This is a genomic window from Curvibacter sp. CHRR-16, assembly GCF_018474005.1.
Classification (GTDB): Bacteria; Pseudomonadota; Gammaproteobacteria; order Burkholderiales; family Burkholderiaceae_C; genus Allorhodoferax.
The window spans coordinates 494,938-509,273 of record NZ_JAHCSH010000003.1; the positions used below are offsets into that span (position 1 = coordinate 494,938).

Annotated in this window: 15 protein-coding genes; 3 read left to right on the forward strand and 12 right to left on the reverse strand. The window is 61.1% G+C overall.

From position 1 onward, the window contains the following. Nucleotides 1–2 precede the first annotated feature (2 nt). Complete coding sequence (locus tag KIK84_RS09185; protein WP_214122762.1) at nucleotides 3–1,034, reverse strand: serine/threonine protein kinase; 1,032 nt, start codon at nucleotides 1,032–1,034, stop codon at nucleotides 3–5. A 115-nt stretch (nucleotides 1,035–1,149) separates the two neighbouring features. On the opposite strand from KIK84_RS09185, the gene KIK84_RS09190 reads away from it, so the two are divergent. Then, nucleotides 1,150–1,611: an SgcJ/EcaC family oxidoreductase gene (locus KIK84_RS09190; RefSeq protein ID WP_214122763.1), complete on the forward strand. Its 462-nt coding sequence runs from the start codon at nucleotides 1,150–1,152 to the stop codon at nucleotides 1,609–1,611. A gap of 35 nt (nucleotides 1,612–1,646) precedes the next feature. Here KIK84_RS09190 and KIK84_RS09195 read toward each other — a convergent pair whose 3' ends face one another. Both KIK84_RS09195 and KIK84_RS09200 read right to left on the reverse strand, forming a co-directional pair. Beyond that, entirely contained in the window at nucleotides 1,647–3,140 is a 1,494-nt protein-coding gene (locus KIK84_RS09195) for a bifunctional serine/threonine-protein kinase/universal stress protein (RefSeq protein WP_214122764.1), read from the reverse strand. Further along, entirely contained in the window at nucleotides 3,137–3,883 is a 747-nt protein-coding gene (locus KIK84_RS09200) for a metallophosphoesterase family protein (protein ID WP_214122895.1), read from the reverse strand. The genes KIK84_RS09195 and KIK84_RS09200 overlap by 4 nt, the downstream gene beginning before the upstream one ends. A gap of 85 nt (nucleotides 3,884–3,968) precedes the next feature. Between KIK84_RS09200 and KIK84_RS09205 the strand changes: the two genes are divergently transcribed. Continuing rightward, a complete protein-coding gene (locus KIK84_RS09205) occupies nucleotides 3,969–5,150 on the forward strand; it encodes a PLP-dependent transferase (protein ID WP_214122765.1) in 1,182 nt (393 codons plus the stop codon). Between the two features lie 26 nt (nucleotides 5,151–5,176). Here KIK84_RS09205 and KIK84_RS09210 read toward each other — a convergent pair whose 3' ends face one another. The 5 genes from KIK84_RS09210 to KIK84_RS09230 form a co-directional block, all read right to left on the reverse strand. Next, complete coding sequence (locus tag KIK84_RS09210) at nucleotides 5,177–5,611, reverse strand: organic hydroperoxide resistance protein (RefSeq protein ID WP_214122766.1); 435 nt, start codon at nucleotides 5,609–5,611, stop codon at nucleotides 5,177–5,179. Between the two features lie 13 nt (nucleotides 5,612–5,624). Further along, complete coding sequence (locus KIK84_RS09215) at nucleotides 5,625–6,140, reverse strand: MarR family winged helix-turn-helix transcriptional regulator (RefSeq protein ID WP_214122767.1); 516 nt, start codon at nucleotides 6,138–6,140, stop codon at nucleotides 5,625–5,627. 87 nt (nucleotides 6,141–6,227) lie between these two features. Beyond that, nucleotides 6,228–7,133, reverse strand: coding sequence for a 1-acylglycerol-3-phosphate O-acyltransferase, YihG family (gene yihG, locus KIK84_RS09220; protein ID WP_214122768.1), 906 nt, complete (start codon nucleotides 7,131–7,133; stop codon nucleotides 6,228–6,230). 74 nt (nucleotides 7,134–7,207) lie between these two features. Continuing rightward, entirely contained in the window at nucleotides 7,208–7,666 is a 459-nt protein-coding gene (locus tag KIK84_RS09225) for a CYTH domain-containing protein (RefSeq protein WP_214122769.1), read from the reverse strand. Between the two features lie 77 nt (nucleotides 7,667–7,743). Continuing rightward, entirely contained in the window at nucleotides 7,744–8,100 is a 357-nt protein-coding gene (locus tag KIK84_RS09230) for a hypothetical protein (protein WP_214122770.1), read from the reverse strand. A 106-nt stretch (nucleotides 8,101–8,206) separates the two neighbouring features. On the opposite strand from KIK84_RS09230, the gene KIK84_RS09235 reads away from it, so the two are divergent. Next, a complete protein-coding gene (locus KIK84_RS09235) occupies nucleotides 8,207–9,700 on the forward strand; it encodes an AMP nucleosidase (RefSeq protein WP_214122771.1) in 1,494 nt (497 codons plus the stop codon). 71 nt (nucleotides 9,701–9,771) lie between these two features. Here KIK84_RS09235 and KIK84_RS09240 read toward each other — a convergent pair whose 3' ends face one another. The 4 genes from KIK84_RS09240 to KIK84_RS09255 form a co-directional block, all read right to left on the reverse strand. Continuing rightward, complete coding sequence (locus KIK84_RS09240; RefSeq protein ID WP_214122772.1) at nucleotides 9,772–11,511, reverse strand: GMC family oxidoreductase; 1,740 nt, start codon at nucleotides 11,509–11,511, stop codon at nucleotides 9,772–9,774. A 323-nt stretch (nucleotides 11,512–11,834) separates the two neighbouring features. Beyond that, nucleotides 11,835–12,113 carry a muconolactone Delta-isomerase gene (gene catC / locus KIK84_RS09245; RefSeq protein WP_214122773.1) on the reverse strand — a complete coding sequence of 93 codons (279 nt, stop codon included), beginning with the start codon at nucleotides 12,111–12,113 and terminating at the stop codon, nucleotides 11,835–11,837. A 37-nt stretch (nucleotides 12,114–12,150) separates the two neighbouring features. Beyond that, entirely contained in the window at nucleotides 12,151–12,978 is an 828-nt protein-coding gene (pcaD, locus tag KIK84_RS09250) for a 3-oxoadipate enol-lactonase (protein WP_214122774.1), read from the reverse strand. A gap of 5 nt (nucleotides 12,979–12,983) precedes the next feature. Further along, nucleotides 12,984–14,333, reverse strand: coding sequence for an MFS transporter (locus KIK84_RS09255; protein ID WP_214122775.1), 1,350 nt, complete (start codon nucleotides 14,331–14,333; stop codon nucleotides 12,984–12,986). Nucleotides 14,334–14,336: the final 3 nt, after the last annotated feature.

Below are 14,336 nucleotides of genomic sequence, written 5' to 3' on the forward strand. Positions count from 1 at the left end.
CGTCAGACTACCAGAGCCGGTTCGTGCATGGCTTCTATTTGGGCATGCAGTTGTTGCGTTTGGTTGCGCCAATAGTCGCTGCTGCCAAACCACGCAAAGGTTTGTGCAAATGCCGGGTCACCCCAGCGGCGCGCCAGCCAAGCGCTGTAGTGCAGCAGGCGCAGGGTGCGCAGCGGCTCAATGAGCACCAACTCTTGGCGCGGAAAGGGGCGCACCTGCTCGTAGCCGTCCAGCAAGCCGCAGAGTTGTTCGGTGCGCTGGCGGCGCTCGCCGCTGAGCAGCATCCACAGGTCTTGCATGGCCGGGCCCATGCGGCAGTCGTCCAAGTCCACAAAGTGCGGGCCACCGGTTTGGCCAGCGGGGGCGGCATCGGGTGGTGTCCACAAAATATTGCCCGCATGGCAATCGCCGTGCAACCGGATATAAGTGGGAAATGAGCCGCTAGAGCCCGTCAGTAAAGCTTGGCCAGCTATGAAATTGATAGCATCTTGGGCGGCGCTTTGCCAGTCGCTGCGCACGTCCAGCGGCACCATGTCGTGCTCCAGCAGCCATTGCACGCTGTCTATGCCCAGCGTTTGCAGCGTGGTGCTGGGGCGGTGGACGAAGGCGCGGCGCTCGCCCACGCTGTGCAAGCGGGCAATGAAGCGCCCTGTCCACTCCAGCACCTCGAAGTCATCCAGCTCGGGGTAGCGGCCACCGCGCAAGGGGCTGACGGCAAAGGCAAAACCGCCGTGGTGGTGCAGGGTTTGGCCGTGCAGCACCACGGGGGCGACCATGGGCACTTCGGCAGCGGCCAGTTCCAGCGCAAAGTCGTGTTCCTCTTGTATCTGGGCATCGCTCCAGCGCGCGGGGCGGTAGAACTTGGCTACGACGCTGGGGCCGTCCTCCAGTTGCACCAAGTAGACGCGGTTTTCATACGACGACAGCGGGTAGAGCCGCCCATCGCCGCGCAGGCCCACGCTGTCCAAGGCATCGAGAACCAAGTCGGGCGTGAGGGCGTCAAAGGGGTGGGGGCTGGGGGAGTCGGTGCGCATATAGCCTGCAATTGTGACCCTTGCATTGCCCCTTCATGACAAAGTGGATTTGGTTCCAAGGTTTTATGCCCCTGTGCCAGCATGCACACGCATTTTGCACAACCTAGGAGTATTTATGCACAAGACGATGACAGTGGCGGCGTTGGCGGTTTTGGCTACTTTGGCGACTGGCGCGCAGGCCAAGAGCGAGGCATGCCGAGCCACCAATGACAAGGAAATCGCGGCCTTGTTTGACCGCTGGAATGCTTCCCTGCAAACCGGCGATGCGCACAAAGTGGTGGCCAACTACGCCAAAAAATCCATTTTGTTGCCCACGGTGTCCAACCAACCGCGCCTGACAGCAGAGGAAAAGCTGGACTACTTTGAGCACTTTTTGCAGCGCAAGCCAGTGGGCACCATCGACATGCGCAATATCGAAATTGATTGCAACACCGCCGTGGATGCCGGCTTGTACACCTTCAAGTTTGGTGACGGCAGCAGCGTCAAAGCGCGCTATACCTACACCTACAAGTGGAATGGCAAACAGTGGCTGATCACCAGCCACCACTCTTCAGCCATGCCCGAGGCGGTCAAATAAACCTTGGCGCTGGTGGGCAGTGCAGCGCTCATGCGCTAACCAATCGGCCCCGCATCATCGCTGCCAGCAGCGGCCTCGCCTGGGGCGCGCTGGCGTTCACTCAGGCGTTCAAACGGCAACTGCTGTTTGACCAAAATGATGGTGCAGGGTGCTTCCATGGCCACTTTGATGGGCACCGTGGCCACAAAACGCTGGGTTTTCAGGCCATGCGTGGCCGCGCCCATGACGATCACACTCACGTTGTTGCCGTGCGCGTAGTCCAGCAGGGCTTGGGCGGTGTCGTTGCTCTCTAGCACGTGGTAGGAGGTTTGGTGCCCCGATAAGTCCAGCGGCTCGGCCCACTGGCGCAGCTTGCTCAAGAAGCGGCGGTGCACCAGCGTTTCGCTCTTGCTGGCATCGGTGCTGCTGGTCAGACCCGGCGATATGACGGTGACGCAGGCCAAGCGCGCGCCGGGCCGTGTGCCCATGGAGCGGGCTACCGCTTGGCGCAGCGAATACAGCGTGGCATCGCTCACGTCTTGGTGTGGCACGGCCACCATGACGATGGGCACTTCCTCAATCTGCTGCGCCGCCATGGGGCTGGGTTGGTAGTGCATGCCCGCAGCCCGCAGCCAACGCATGAAGTGCACGCGAAACGGTGTGCCTTCGGTGTGCGTACCGCGCCGCGTCACGTGCACTTGGCTGGGGTTGGCCAAGTCGAACGCCAAATGCGCAGCCGAGGGGTAGCGCTTGGCCGCTTCGGGCTCTAGGCAGCGCAGGACGATTTCTTGCAGCCAAGCGGGAATGTCGGGCCGCAGGCGGCGCGGCGGCACCGGGTCCATCCACAGCCGTTGGCGCAAGCCGCCCATGGTGGTGGGCGCGCCAAAGGGCAGTTCTCCGGTGCACAACTGGTAGAGCATGACGCCGATGGCGAACACATCGCTGCGCGGGTCGCCGCGCACACCCACCACTTGCTCGGGCGCTATCCACGCGGGCGAGCCGATGGCTTTGCGCAGTTGTTCGGCCAGCAGGTCGGGAAACTGGGCGTGGCAAGACAGGCCAAAGTCCAGCAGCACGCCGCTGCCGTCTGGGCGTATCAGCACGTTGGCAGGCTTCAAGTCCAGGTGCACCACGTTTTGTTGGTGCACGGCGTGGGCAGCGCGGGCGGTGGCGAGTCCCAAGCGGGCGATCTCGTCCACCGTGATGGCTTGGCGCTGGTTTTGCGCTTCCTCCAGCCATTCGTCCAGTGTGCGGCCGCTGATGTACTCCATGACCAAATACGGCACGCGCAGCAAGTCGCCAGCAGCCACAAAGCGGGGTGTGTGCGGGTCATTCAGGGCCTGCATGATTTGGCATTCCACTTCGAAGCTGACGATGTTCTCGGCCCCGTCGCCCGCGGTCATGCGCGGCACTTTCATGGCCATGTCAAAGCCCGGGCCGGGCCTGCCATCGCTGTAGTGCACGCGGTAAATGTGCGCCATGCCCCCGGAGTGGATGCATTCATCCACCATAAAGCCGTCTAACTCGGTGCCCGGTTCCAGCAGTTTCATCGCCCCTCCTCCAGTCGGTCGGCAAAGAATGGTGGCAGCCCTGCAGCGCGTATGGCTTGCGCTGCCGCAAGGTAGTCGTAGTCCACGCGGTGGAAGGTGATCTGGGCTTTGCTGGTGTCTAGCACGCAGTACATGGCCGCGGGGTTGCCGTCACGCGGCTGGCCGACCGAGCCGACGGTGGCCAGCCACTGCCGATGCCGTGGCACGGGAATGGGCACCCCCGCTTGCGGGGTAAAGCGCATGAGTTGGTCGCCAGCGCCTCTGTAATAAAGCATTTGCTGGTGCACGTGGCCGCCCAACACCCAGTGGATGTCGGGGCTGCAAGCACCCAGGCTGTCGCTGGCCACGCGCTCGTCGTACACATAGCGCCACTGCGCTGGGGCATCGGCACTGGCGTGCACCAGCAAGGCTGCGTCTATTTGGTGTGTCAAGGGCAAATCGCGCAGCCAGCGTTGTTGGGCCAGGTTCAATTGCCTGTGTGTCCACTGCGCGGTCACTTGGCCCAGGTTGCGTGTTTGCTCAGGTGGCTCGGCAGCACTTTGGTCGTGGTTGCCTTGCAGCACGGTCGCGCCTGCTGCTTGCAAGGCCATGGCGCGTTCCACCACGGCGCGTGGGTCGGCCCCATAGCCCACCAAATCACCCAACAGGGCGATGTGGTCAATGTGTTGGGTTGATAGGTGTTCTAGGCAAGCCTCGAAGGCTTGCATATTGCTGTGGATGTCTGACAGCAAAGCCAGTCGCATGGTTGTCCCCGTATTCTTTTCCTGCATCATGCCGCAAACTGCTTACCCTGCGCGGCTATAAAGCGCAGCTTTGGTGGAGACAAGCATGACACAGGTATGGCAAACCGGCACCATGGCGGTGCGGGCCGGAGAAAGCGCCTTGCGCGCCCACGATGCACTGGCGGTGCCCGTGGAGTTTGCGGTGGCCCACGGCTACCCCGATGTGCCCAGTTGGGAGTCGGTGGCGCGCGGTGAGCGTGACTGCCCCTTGTACGCCCGCAATACCGCGCATCCCACGGCGCTGGCACTGGAAGCCAAACTGGCTGCGCTGGAAGGGGCGGCCGATGCGGTGTCGTTCGCCAGTGGCATGGGGGCCATTGCCAGCACCTTGCTGGCTTTGCTAAAGCCCGGTGCGCACGTGGTGGCAGGGCACGACACCTATGGTGGCACGCACTACCTGTTCCAGCACACGCTGCCGCACTGGGGCGTGCGGGTGACGCTGTGCGATACCACCGATGAAGAGGCCTTTGCCCGTGCGCTGGCGCAAGGGGCGGATGTGCTGTACCTCGAAACGCCTACCAATCCCATGCTCAAGGTGCAAGACATAGCCGCCTTGGCTCGCCTGGGCCATGCTGCGGGGGCCAAGGTCTTGATAGACAGCACCTTTGCCACGCCCATGAACCAAAACCCATTGGCTTTGGGGGCTGATGTGGTGTTGCACAGTGCCACCAAGTTTTTGGGCGGGCATGCAGACGCCATGGGCGGCGTGGTCTGCGGCGATGCGCCCACCATGCAGCGGGTGCGCCAGTACCGCGAGATACACGGGGCTTGCTTGGACCCCATGAGCGCTTTCCTCATTCTGCGTGGCATGAAAACGCTGCACCTGCGCATGCGCCAGCACAACGACAACGCTTTGGCGCTGGCCCAGTGGCTGGAGCAGCACCCCGCGGTGCAGCGTGTGCACTACCCAGGTTTGGCCAGCCATGCACAGCATGCCGTGGCCAAGGCGCAAATGCGCGGTTTTGGGGGGGTCTTGAGTTTTGAGCTGCGCGGTGGCACAGCGGCTGTGCAGGCGTTGTTGCCGCGCTGCGCCCTGCTGCTGCGGGCGGCGACTTTGGGGTCGGTGGATACGCTCTTGGGCATTCCCAGCACCACCAGCCATGTGGAATGCACCGAGCAGGAGCGCGTCGCGCTGGGCATTCCGGCGGGGCTGGTGCGCTGCTCGGTTGGCATCGAGGATGTGCAGGACATCATTGCCGACCTAGCGCAAGCCCTTGCGGGCTTGTAAGCCTGCAGTGTGCAGGCAGGCGTGGCTTAGTCCTTGGCCAGTGTCAGGGTCACTTCCACGTTGCCACGGGTGGCGTTGGAGTAGGGGCACACTTGGTGGGCCTTGGCGATCAGGTCTTCAGCCACTGCGGTGTCCAAACCGGGCAGGTGGATGACCATTTGCACTTCAATGCCAAAACCTTGGGGGATGGGGCCGATGCCCACGGTGGCATCGATGCTCACGTTGGCGGGCAGTGCAATCTTGGCTGCACCAGCCACATGGCGCATAGCGCCGATAAAGCAAGCGCTGTAGCCAGCGGCAAACAGTTGCTCGGGGTTCACGCCCACGCCTGCGCCGCCCATTTCTTTGGGAACGCCCAGTTTGATGTCCAGCTGGCCGTCAGAGCTGCGGGACACGCCATCACGGCCGCCGGTGGAAGTGGCTTGTGCGCGGTAGACGACTTTGTCGAGTTTGTTGACCATGGTGTGGTGCCTTTCAGGGTTGTGCTGCCGCCTGTGGGGGCAGCGGTTGGGAATCGTTGGCGGCGGGTGCTACGCTGCTAAGCAGTCGCTGGCGCAGGCCTTGGATTTGGCGCGTGAGCTCCACCAACTCCGACAGGGGGCAGCTGGTGGCGCTGAAGACGCAAAACGGGATGCTGCGGGCTTTTTCTTTGAGTGCTTGGCCCGCCGCAGTGAGGTGGATGGTCACGCGTCGCTCGTCGGCTGGGCTGCGTTGGCGTTGCAGCAGGCCAGCCTGCTCCATGCGTTTGAGCAGGGGTGTGAGCGTGCCGGAATCCAAAAATAGTTTCTCTCCCAAGCTGGAGACGCTTTGCCCATCTTGCTCCCACAGCGCCAGCAGGGCGAGGTATTGGGGGTAGGTGACATCGAGCGCTTGCAGCAAGGGCTTGTAGAGCTTGGTCATGGCCAGCGATGTGGAATACAGCGCAAAGCACAATTGCTTGTCCAGTTGCAGTGCTTGGTCGGTGTGAAGGAGTTCTTTATCGCTTGGCATAGGGTGAATTATTGCACACAATTAAATTGCACACAATTTGATTGCCATGACGATAGCAGGGTGACTTGGGCAGGCGCGTCTTGGGACTTAGCGAGTGTGTTGGTCTTGCTGGAGTCGCTCTAGCAGGGCATCTTTGTCATGCCAGACTTGGTTCACCCACGTAGCAAAGCGGGCGCGAAATTCGGGGTCGTTGGCATAGTCCCCCTGGCGCACATCGGGGGGGATGGGTCGCGCGTGGACATGCACTTGCAACCGTGCCACACGGCCCGTGAGCAAGTCCCACAGAGTGGGGATGCCATCAGGATAGTGGATGGTCACATCCAGCACGGACTGGAAACGCTCACCCAACACCTGCAGGGCCAAGGCAAAGCCGCCGGCTTTGGGGGTGAGCAGGTGCTGGAAAGCAGATTGCTGGCGCGCCCGTTTTTCGGGCGTGAAGCGCGTACCTTCAAGAAAGTTCATCACGCTGGTCGGTGTGCGTGAGAACTTTTGGCAGGCAAGGCGTGTGGTTTCCAAGTCTTTGCCACGCATTTCGGGGTGTTTGCGCAGGTAGGACAGGCTGTAGCGTTTCATGAAGGGGTAGTCCAACGCCCACCATGCCAAGCCCAAAAACGGCACCCAAATGAGTTGCTGCTTGAGGAAAAATTTGAGAAACGGAATGCGGCCATTGAACACGTGCTGGAGCACCACAATGTCAACCCACGACTGGTGGTTGCACACCACCATGTACCAAGCATCACGCGCCAAAGTGGTGTCGCAGTGGAGTTGCCATTGGTTGCCCTGTGCCCACTGCAGCCAACCCACGTTGAAAGCGTTCCACGTTTGGGCAATCCACGTGATGCCTTTGGCCAGAGCTGGGCTTACATAGGGGACAGGCAGCGCTAAGCGCACCAGCGCCAGCAGCAGCAGCCAAGGAAACCAGAACAGCGTATTGAGCAACAACAACAGGGCAGTTAGCACGCCCATGACCGCAGCAGGTAAAAATTTCAGCATGGTCTAAGTGTAGGGTGTCCATGACCGTGGTGTGACACAACGCAAACCAAAACCCATGCCACCAATAACCCGTTTCACCAATATTTATAAGCGTGTTGGGCCAATGCAGAGTTGAAGTAGCGCACATCGTGGGTGACTTCTGCCCCAACCCAATCGGGCAAGGCAATGGCTTGGTGTTCATCGGCCAACTCCACCTCGGCAACCACCAACCCAGCGTTGTCACCGTGGAATACATCCACTTCCCAAACCAGATTGGCATGGGGGATGCGATAACGGGTTTTATCAATCAGCGGGCCATCGCACAGGGTCAGCAAAGTGTGTGCATCGGCAACGGGTATCGGGTACTCAAACTCGTTGCGCACCGCGCCCTGGCTAGCGCCTTTGATGGTTAACCATGCGGTATCACCCGCAATGCGTACCCGCATGGTACGGGCCTTGTCGCGGTTGAGGTAGCCCTGTTGCAAGCGTTGACCGATCAGGCCCTGCCAAGGCTGGCCGTTCACTAAAAATTTGCGTTCAATCTCAAGTGCCATATTCAGTACCCAAAGGCGAACGGAGCCCAACCCGTTTAAAAAGAACGAGGGCTGCTCACCAAGGGAGCTGGTATGCACTACTGACTCGTCGTGGCGGTTGGCGGCTTGCCTTTGGGGGGCTGACCGCTGCCGGCACCCTGCTCAGGGCGGGGTGGCATGCATGCCAAGGCTTTGCCTTCAGGGCCACCGCAAGTACCGGTGAGCTTTTTGCCATCGGGGCTGCTCATGGTGCAAGTAGCACCACGGCTGGCATTTTGGCATGCAGCAAAAGCCTCGGCAGGCGGCAGGCGAGGTTCACCGCCAGCCGCATTGCTAGGGGGAGTTGCGGTGGAGCTAGTACTGCTGCTGTTTTGGGCGTTGACCCAGCTCGATACCACCAGCAATGCCAGCACGCTTAAGCGCATAGTCCATATCGTTGAGCGGAACAAAGGCATGTATATCTCCAGTAAACACTGGGAACTTTGACCGATGATTGCGGAGCATGATGGTAAAAAAAGCGTAGGCTTGGTAAATCATTACAGCAACGTTCACCAACAATTTATGCACGACTTGCCCACACCCATAGCGCCCCAGTCCTATACCGATGCCGATGCCGCATTGGCCCAAGTTCAGCACATCTACAACACCGGCATCCAGCACTTGCGCGCAGGCATGCAGCGCTTTGTCACGGGTGATGACAGTCGTGGCCCTGTGCACGCTTACTATCCGCTGGTGCGCATGCGCACCCACACCGTTGCACGCCAAAAAGTGGGTGAGCAAGCGCGGGTAAGTTTCGGTTTTGTGGCCGGGCCCGGTGTTTACGAAACCACGCTGACGCGGCCTGATTTGTTTGAGCACTATTACCGTGAGCAATTTCGCTTGCTCTTGCTCAACCATGCAGTGGAGTTGGAAGTGGCCGTGAGCAACCAACCCATACCAGTGCATTTCTCGTTTGCCGAGAGCGACCACATTGAGGGCTCGCTCAGTCCCGAGCGACGCCTGAAGATGCGTGACTGGTTTGACCTGCCTGACCTGACCACCATGGACGATGGGATTGCCAACGGCACCCACCAGCCACGCCCCGGTGAGCCTCTGCCACTGTCGCTCTTTACAGCACCGCGCATGGACTATTCACTGCACCGCCTGCGCCACTACACCGGCACGCGGCCAGAGTATTTTCAGAACTTTGTGCTGTTTACCAACTACCAGTTCTACATCGACGAATTCATCCGCTTGGGGCACGAAAGCATGCAAGAGGCCAGCAGCCCCTACACCGCTTTTGTGGAGCCGGGCAACTTGGTGACGCGCCGTGTGGGTGAGACAGTGCAGGCCGAAGATGCACTGGGCAAAGCCTTACCGCGTTTGCCGCAGATGCCGGCCTATCACCTTGTGCTACCCAATGGCAATGGCATCACCATGGTCAACATTGGGGTGGGTCCAGCCAACGCCAAAAATATCACCGACCACATCGCCGTGCTGCGCCCGCATGCTTGGCTCATGCTGGGCCACTGCGCGGGCTTGCGCAACAGCCAACAACTGGGCGACTATGTGTTGGCCCACGGCTATGTGCGCGAAGACCATGTGCTGGACGAGGAACTGCCCCTGTGGGTGCCCATCCCTGCACTGGCCGAGGTGCAATTGGCGCTGGAGCAGGCGGTGGCCGATGTGACGGGCCTCAGCGGTGCGGCCCTCAAAGGCGTGCTGCGCACCGGCACCGTAGCGACTACCGACAATCGCAACTGGGAGCTGCTGCCCGACAACCAGCCGCAGCGCCGCTTTAGCCAGAGTCGCGCCGTTGCACTGGATATGGAGAGTGCCACCATTGCCGCCAATGGTTTTCGCTTTCGCGTGCCCTATGGAACCTTGCTCTGTGTGAGTGACAAGCCGCTGCATGGCGAAATCAAACTGCCTGGCATGGCCAACCACTTTTACCGCGAGCGGGTGGATCAGCACTTGCGCATCGGCATTCGTGCCCTGGAGTTGCTGCGCCAAGGCGGTGCGGATCAGCTGCACAGTCGCAAGCTGCGCAGTTTTGCCGAGGTGGCGTTTCAGTAGATCAGATTCATGGGGCTTCACAGTCCGGTTCGGGGCGGCGCGCACGACAGATGCGTGCGCGCCACGTCGATTCAACGCTGGTTGAGCAGGATGTCGGCCATGCGCTCGCCGATGATTACGGTGGGCGCCATGGTGTTCCCCGTGGAGACCTGAGGCATGACCGAGGCGTCGGCGATCGACAGCCCCTCCACGCCACCACGCACCGACAATTTGCCGTCTACCACTGCCATCTCGTCGCGGCCCATCTTGCAGGTGCAGCTTTGGTGAAAGTAGGTTCCTGCGGCATCACGCAGGAAGGCAGTCATGTCGTCTCGGCTGAGCGCGCCGGGCATGACTTCTCGCTTGACGAACGGCTTCATCGCCTGTGAGTTGCCGATTTCTCGGCAAAGTTCAATGCCACGCAGCAGCGCCTTCACATCGTCGGGGTGGCTGAGGAATGCGCCGTCGACCAGCGCCATATCGGCCGGATTGGCTGAGGCCAGAGTCACGCGGCCGCGGCTCTTGGGTCGCACTAGGCCAGGGGCAATGGTCCACGAACTGGGAGGCGTCTTGAATCGCGGGCCAGTGACTTCCGACGTGAACGGCACCTCGATCTGGAACGGTTGGAGGTCCGGCGTGGGAAGCGAAGCATCGCTCTTCCAGAAGAAGGTCGCCTCGGCGGCGTTGTTGGCTGGCAGCAGCGGTTTATCGTACTCCCACACGCAACCGCCGACTAGCACATGGTCCTGGAAGTTGCGACCCACGCCGGGCAGGTGAACTACGGTGCGGATGCCATGGCGCTTGAGCTCGGCCTCGTCGCCGATGCCCGACAACATCAGGATCTTGGGCGTGTTGATGGCACCTGCCGACAGCACGACGCGCCGCGCGGCGCTGACCGTCTCGACCTTGCCGTTGCGCAGGAAGCGCACCCCGGTCACCTTGCGGCCTTGCATCGACAGCGACTGCACCTCGGCACCTGTGAGCAGCGTGATGTTGGGCCGCTTCAGCGTGGCATAGAGGTAGTCGGAGGGCAGGTTGCGTCGTCGGCCATCCTTGATGCGCAGATTGGCAATGGCCACACCGCCGTTGCCTTCCATCATGGCACCGTTCTGGTCAGCGAATTTTGGGATGCCCACGGCAGTGGCGGCATCGAGCATGGCGGTTGCGATGGGATTGGGGTTGCGCGCCGGCTCTACCCAAAGGCGACCACCCTTGCCCCGCCGTGCAGGGTCGGCCACGCCCTGCCAGTCCTCGATGCGGCGGTAGATGTCAAGCACGCGCGCGTAGCTCCAGTCTATATCGCCGGTCTCGGCAGCCCACAGGTCGAAGTCGTTCTTGTGGCCCCGTGCCCAGACGGTGGCGTTGATCGATGAGCCGCCGCCCACCACCTTGCCCATCGGGAGGATCAGGCTGCGGTTGTTCACCGAGGCGGCAGGCGCGGCCGAATGTCCCCAGTCACGTTCGCTGCGGATGTTGGTTGGCCACATTCCAGGGGTCAGCACAGCCGGAACCTGGTCGGTGCCTCCCGCTTCCAGCACCAAGATACGTGCATCGGTCTCGGCCGCCAGTCGGCCGGCCACCACAGCACCACCGCTACCGCTGCCGACGACGATGTAGTCGTACTCGGCCTGCAGGTTGCGTGCGTTGTATAGCTGGGTCACGGCTGCATCTGTGCCGTCCTGGGCCATGGCTTGCGCCAAGGGTAGGCTCAATCCGGCGGCGATCGCCCCGCGCAGAAACGCGCGACGGTCAATGCGGCCGCGGTAGAGGGCCGCTTCAAGTTCGTTGATCTGGTCACCGTGTTGGGTGTCGGATGTAGGGATGGGGTTCACGTTGTCTCCTGTTCTTTTGCAAAACGCGCAGATGCATCTGCGCTAGCTGCGCGCCGCAACTGCCGTGCCAATCAGATTGACCTGGCTCTTTCACGTGAGGCGGACGTGTCTTTCCCGTCAAGCCGTCCCGTAAAAGGTCTCAAATCAAGACTCGAAGTTGCAGTTTGAGACGGGTGGTGTTTTTCAAGGGGGCGGCGTGTCGAACTCTTGAAGACTATGGAGGTGCAGGTGCGCCTCTAGCACGCCCACATGGGGCGAGCTAGGGCAAAAATTGTGCGGATGCCACTCGATTTGCCGAATCGGGATACTTGTTCAGCCTTGTCTTAGACAATCGACGATGGATGCTTGGCCAGCGGCGTGACCGAGATTTGCATGAATGGAAACAGTGGAAGGCCGGCGAGCGTATCGTGCAGCTCATCGTTGCTGGCCACGTCAAACACGCTGTAGTTCGCGTATTCGCCCACCACACGCCATAAATGAGGCCACTTGCCGCTATGCTGCAGCGCTTGCGAATAGGCTTTCTCTTCCGCCTTGATGCGTGCCGCTTCTTCGGCAGGCAGGCTTTGGGGGATATTTACCACCATGTGGACCAAGTACAGCATTGCATCTCCTTGTAGGAATTCAGTGAAAAGAATGGGTTTATGCGCGTGCAGCGAGGTTGAGGAACGGCAGCACAGCCGCCGTGAAGGCCTGCGCAGCTTCGATGTTGGACAGGTGCGAAGCCGGCAGCACCACGGTGCGAGCGCCGGTGATGGCGGCCTGCATGGCCTGTGCATCGGTCACCGTCGTTACCGGATCGACCTCGCCCGCCACCAGCAGGGTGGGGGTGGCAATGCAGGAGAGCTCGCTGCGCAGGTCGGACAGTGCCAATGCCTCGCAGCAAGCGGCGTAGCCTTCGGGGCTTATCGTCGCCAACACCGCTTGTACGGCTTGCACGGTAGGAGCACGGTCCCGTACGAAAGCGGGGCTGAACCAGCGTCCCGGTGCGGTATCGGCAAGTGCTTGCATGGCCATGGCGGTGCCCACACGTACCGATGCTGCGCGGTCTTGCCAAACTTGCGCAGTGCCGATACGGGCAGCGCTGTTGCACACGACTAGCTTGCGCAAGCGCTGGCCTGCATGTACCCCTAGCCACAGGCCGGTGTGTCCGCCCATCGATACGCCACAGAATGCCGTTGTAGACACGTCTAGCGCGTCCAGGATCGCCACCACATCCTGCCCCAAATCCGCCATGGAATACGGGCCTGGGGTCACGATGCTGCCTCCATGGCCACGCGTGTCGTAACGGATGACACGGTGGTGTTGGGCAAATGCCTCAACCTGTGGAGCCCACATTTCTAGGGTGGTACCGAGTGAGTTGCTCAGGACTACCGCCGGAGCATTGGTTGCACCGTCGATTACCACCCGAAAGTGGCCTCGGGCTGTGTGCAGGGTAAAGGGCGTAGCGACGGCGGATGCGTGGTGCATGGTGGTCAGGCTCCGCTTGCGGTGGGGGGGGGGGTCAGGGGGGCCGACGACGCTACGCTTCGCTGGCTAATGATGAAGACGCCGATTGCGAGGGCAGCCACCAGGCCGGGGATGGCGAACACCAAAAAGTTGAGATTCAGAGGCAGTGCAGCCGCCATGAGGGAGCCACCAAGCAGCGGTCCGACGATGGCACCGATGCGTCCGACACCCGACGCCCATCCCAAGCCGGTGGAACGGATGGCCAGTGGGTAGAACTGCGCGGTGTTGGCGTACAGCAGGATTTGGGTGCCAATGGTGGTGGCGCCCGCGATGCCGATCAATAAGTACAGCACCAGCATAGGGCTGTTATAGCCCAGCAGCGCAATGGCCACCGTGCTCAGGGCAAAGTAGCTTGCCACGACCTTGGGCAGGTTGTAACGATCCCCCAGCCAGCCACCGGCAATGGCACCGACAACGCCGCCAAAATTCAGCATCAGCAGGAAGGATAGGCTCGAACCGAGGCTGTAGCCAGCATTGGCCATGAGTTTGGGCAGCCACGAGCTCAGGGCATACACCATCAGCAGGCAGCAAAAGAAGGACAGCCAGATCATCAGGGTTCCGAGCAGGCGCCCATCCTTGAGCAAGTCCAGCATCGGTGCATTGGTGGGCTTGACGTCCGACTGTACGAGGCGGGGCGCTGGCGTAGTGACGATCTGCGGATCGACCTGGTGCAGTACGTCAAGTGCCTGTTCGGTCTTGCCCTGCCGCAGCATAAAGCCTACCGATTCCGGCAACTTCCACACAATCAAGGGCAGCAGCACGAGTGGCAATGCGGCGGCGAAGAACATCGACTGCCAGCCAAAGCGCGGCAGCATGAAGATGCCAAGGCCCGCACACAGTACCCCACCCAGCGAATAGCCACTGAACATGATGGCCACGAGCGTACTGCGCGAGCGCTTGGGGGCGTATTCATTCATCAACGCCACGGCGTTGGGCATAAGGCCGCCACAGCCTAGGCCCGCGATGAAGCGGAAAATGCCGAACTCGGTGGCGGAGCTCGCGAAGCCACTTATGACGGTCGCGCAACTGAACAAGACGAAGCTGATCAGAATGCCTTTCTTGCGGCCGATGCGATCGGCCAGCGGGCCGAATACAAAGGCGCCGAACATCATTCCAAACAGCGCGTAGCTGCCCAATGCGCCGGCCTGCACAGGGGTCAGCGTCCATTCCTTCATGAGCGTTGGGAGTACCACACCAAAGATGAATAGGTCGTAGCCGTCAAAAATCAGCAGCAATGCGCACAGGCATATCACCATCCAGTGAAAGCGTGTGAAGCGTGCGGTGTTGATCACCGCATTCACGTCCAAGGTTTTCATGTT

What these genes read in the sequence shown, in the direction of transcription:
- KIK84_RS09185 (WP_214122762.1), bottom strand. Translation starts at nt 1,034, where the DNA reads ATGCGCACCGACTCCCCCAGCCCCCACCCCTTTGACGCCCTCACGCCC.
- KIK84_RS09190 (WP_214122763.1), top strand. Translation starts at nt 1,150, where the DNA reads ATGCACAAGACGATGACAGTGGCGGCGTTGGCGGTTTTGGCTACTTTG.
- KIK84_RS09195 (WP_214122764.1), bottom strand. Translation starts at nt 3,140, where the DNA reads ATGAAACTGCTGGAACCGGGCACCGAGTTAGACGGCTTTATGGTGGAT.
- KIK84_RS09200 (WP_214122895.1), bottom strand. Translation starts at nt 3,883, where the DNA reads ATGCGACTGGCTTTGCTGTCAGACATCCACAGCAATATGCAAGCCTTC.
- KIK84_RS09205 (WP_214122765.1), top strand. Translation starts at nt 3,969, where the DNA reads ATGACACAGGTATGGCAAACCGGCACCATGGCGGTGCGGGCCGGAGAA.
- KIK84_RS09210 (WP_214122766.1), bottom strand. Translation starts at nt 5,611, where the DNA reads ATGGTCAACAAACTCGACAAAGTCGTCTACCGCGCACAAGCCACTTCC.
- KIK84_RS09215 (WP_214122767.1), bottom strand. Translation starts at nt 6,140, where the DNA reads ATGCCAAGCGATAAAGAACTCCTTCACACCGACCAAGCACTGCAACTG.
- yihG (WP_214122768.1), bottom strand. Translation starts at nt 7,133, where the DNA reads ATGCTGAAATTTTTACCTGCTGCGGTCATGGGCGTGCTAACTGCCCTG.
- KIK84_RS09225 (WP_214122769.1), bottom strand. Translation starts at nt 7,666, where the DNA reads ATGGCACTTGAGATTGAACGCAAATTTTTAGTGAACGGCCAGCCTTGG.
- KIK84_RS09230 (WP_214122770.1), bottom strand. Translation starts at nt 8,100, where the DNA reads ATGCCTTTGTTCCGCTCAACGATATGGACTATGCGCTTAAGCGTGCTG.
- KIK84_RS09235 (WP_214122771.1), top strand. Translation starts at nt 8,207, where the DNA reads ATGCACGACTTGCCCACACCCATAGCGCCCCAGTCCTATACCGATGCC.
- catC (WP_214122773.1), bottom strand. Translation starts at nt 12,113, where the DNA reads ATGCTGTACTTGGTCCACATGGTGGTAAATATCCCCCAAAGCCTGCCT.
- pcaD (WP_214122774.1), bottom strand. Translation starts at nt 12,978, where the DNA reads ATGCACCACGCATCCGCCGTCGCTACGCCCTTTACCCTGCACACAGCC.
- KIK84_RS09255 (WP_214122775.1), bottom strand. Translation starts at nt 14,333, where the DNA reads ATGAAAACCTTGGACGTGAATGCGGTGATCAACACCGCACGCTTCACA.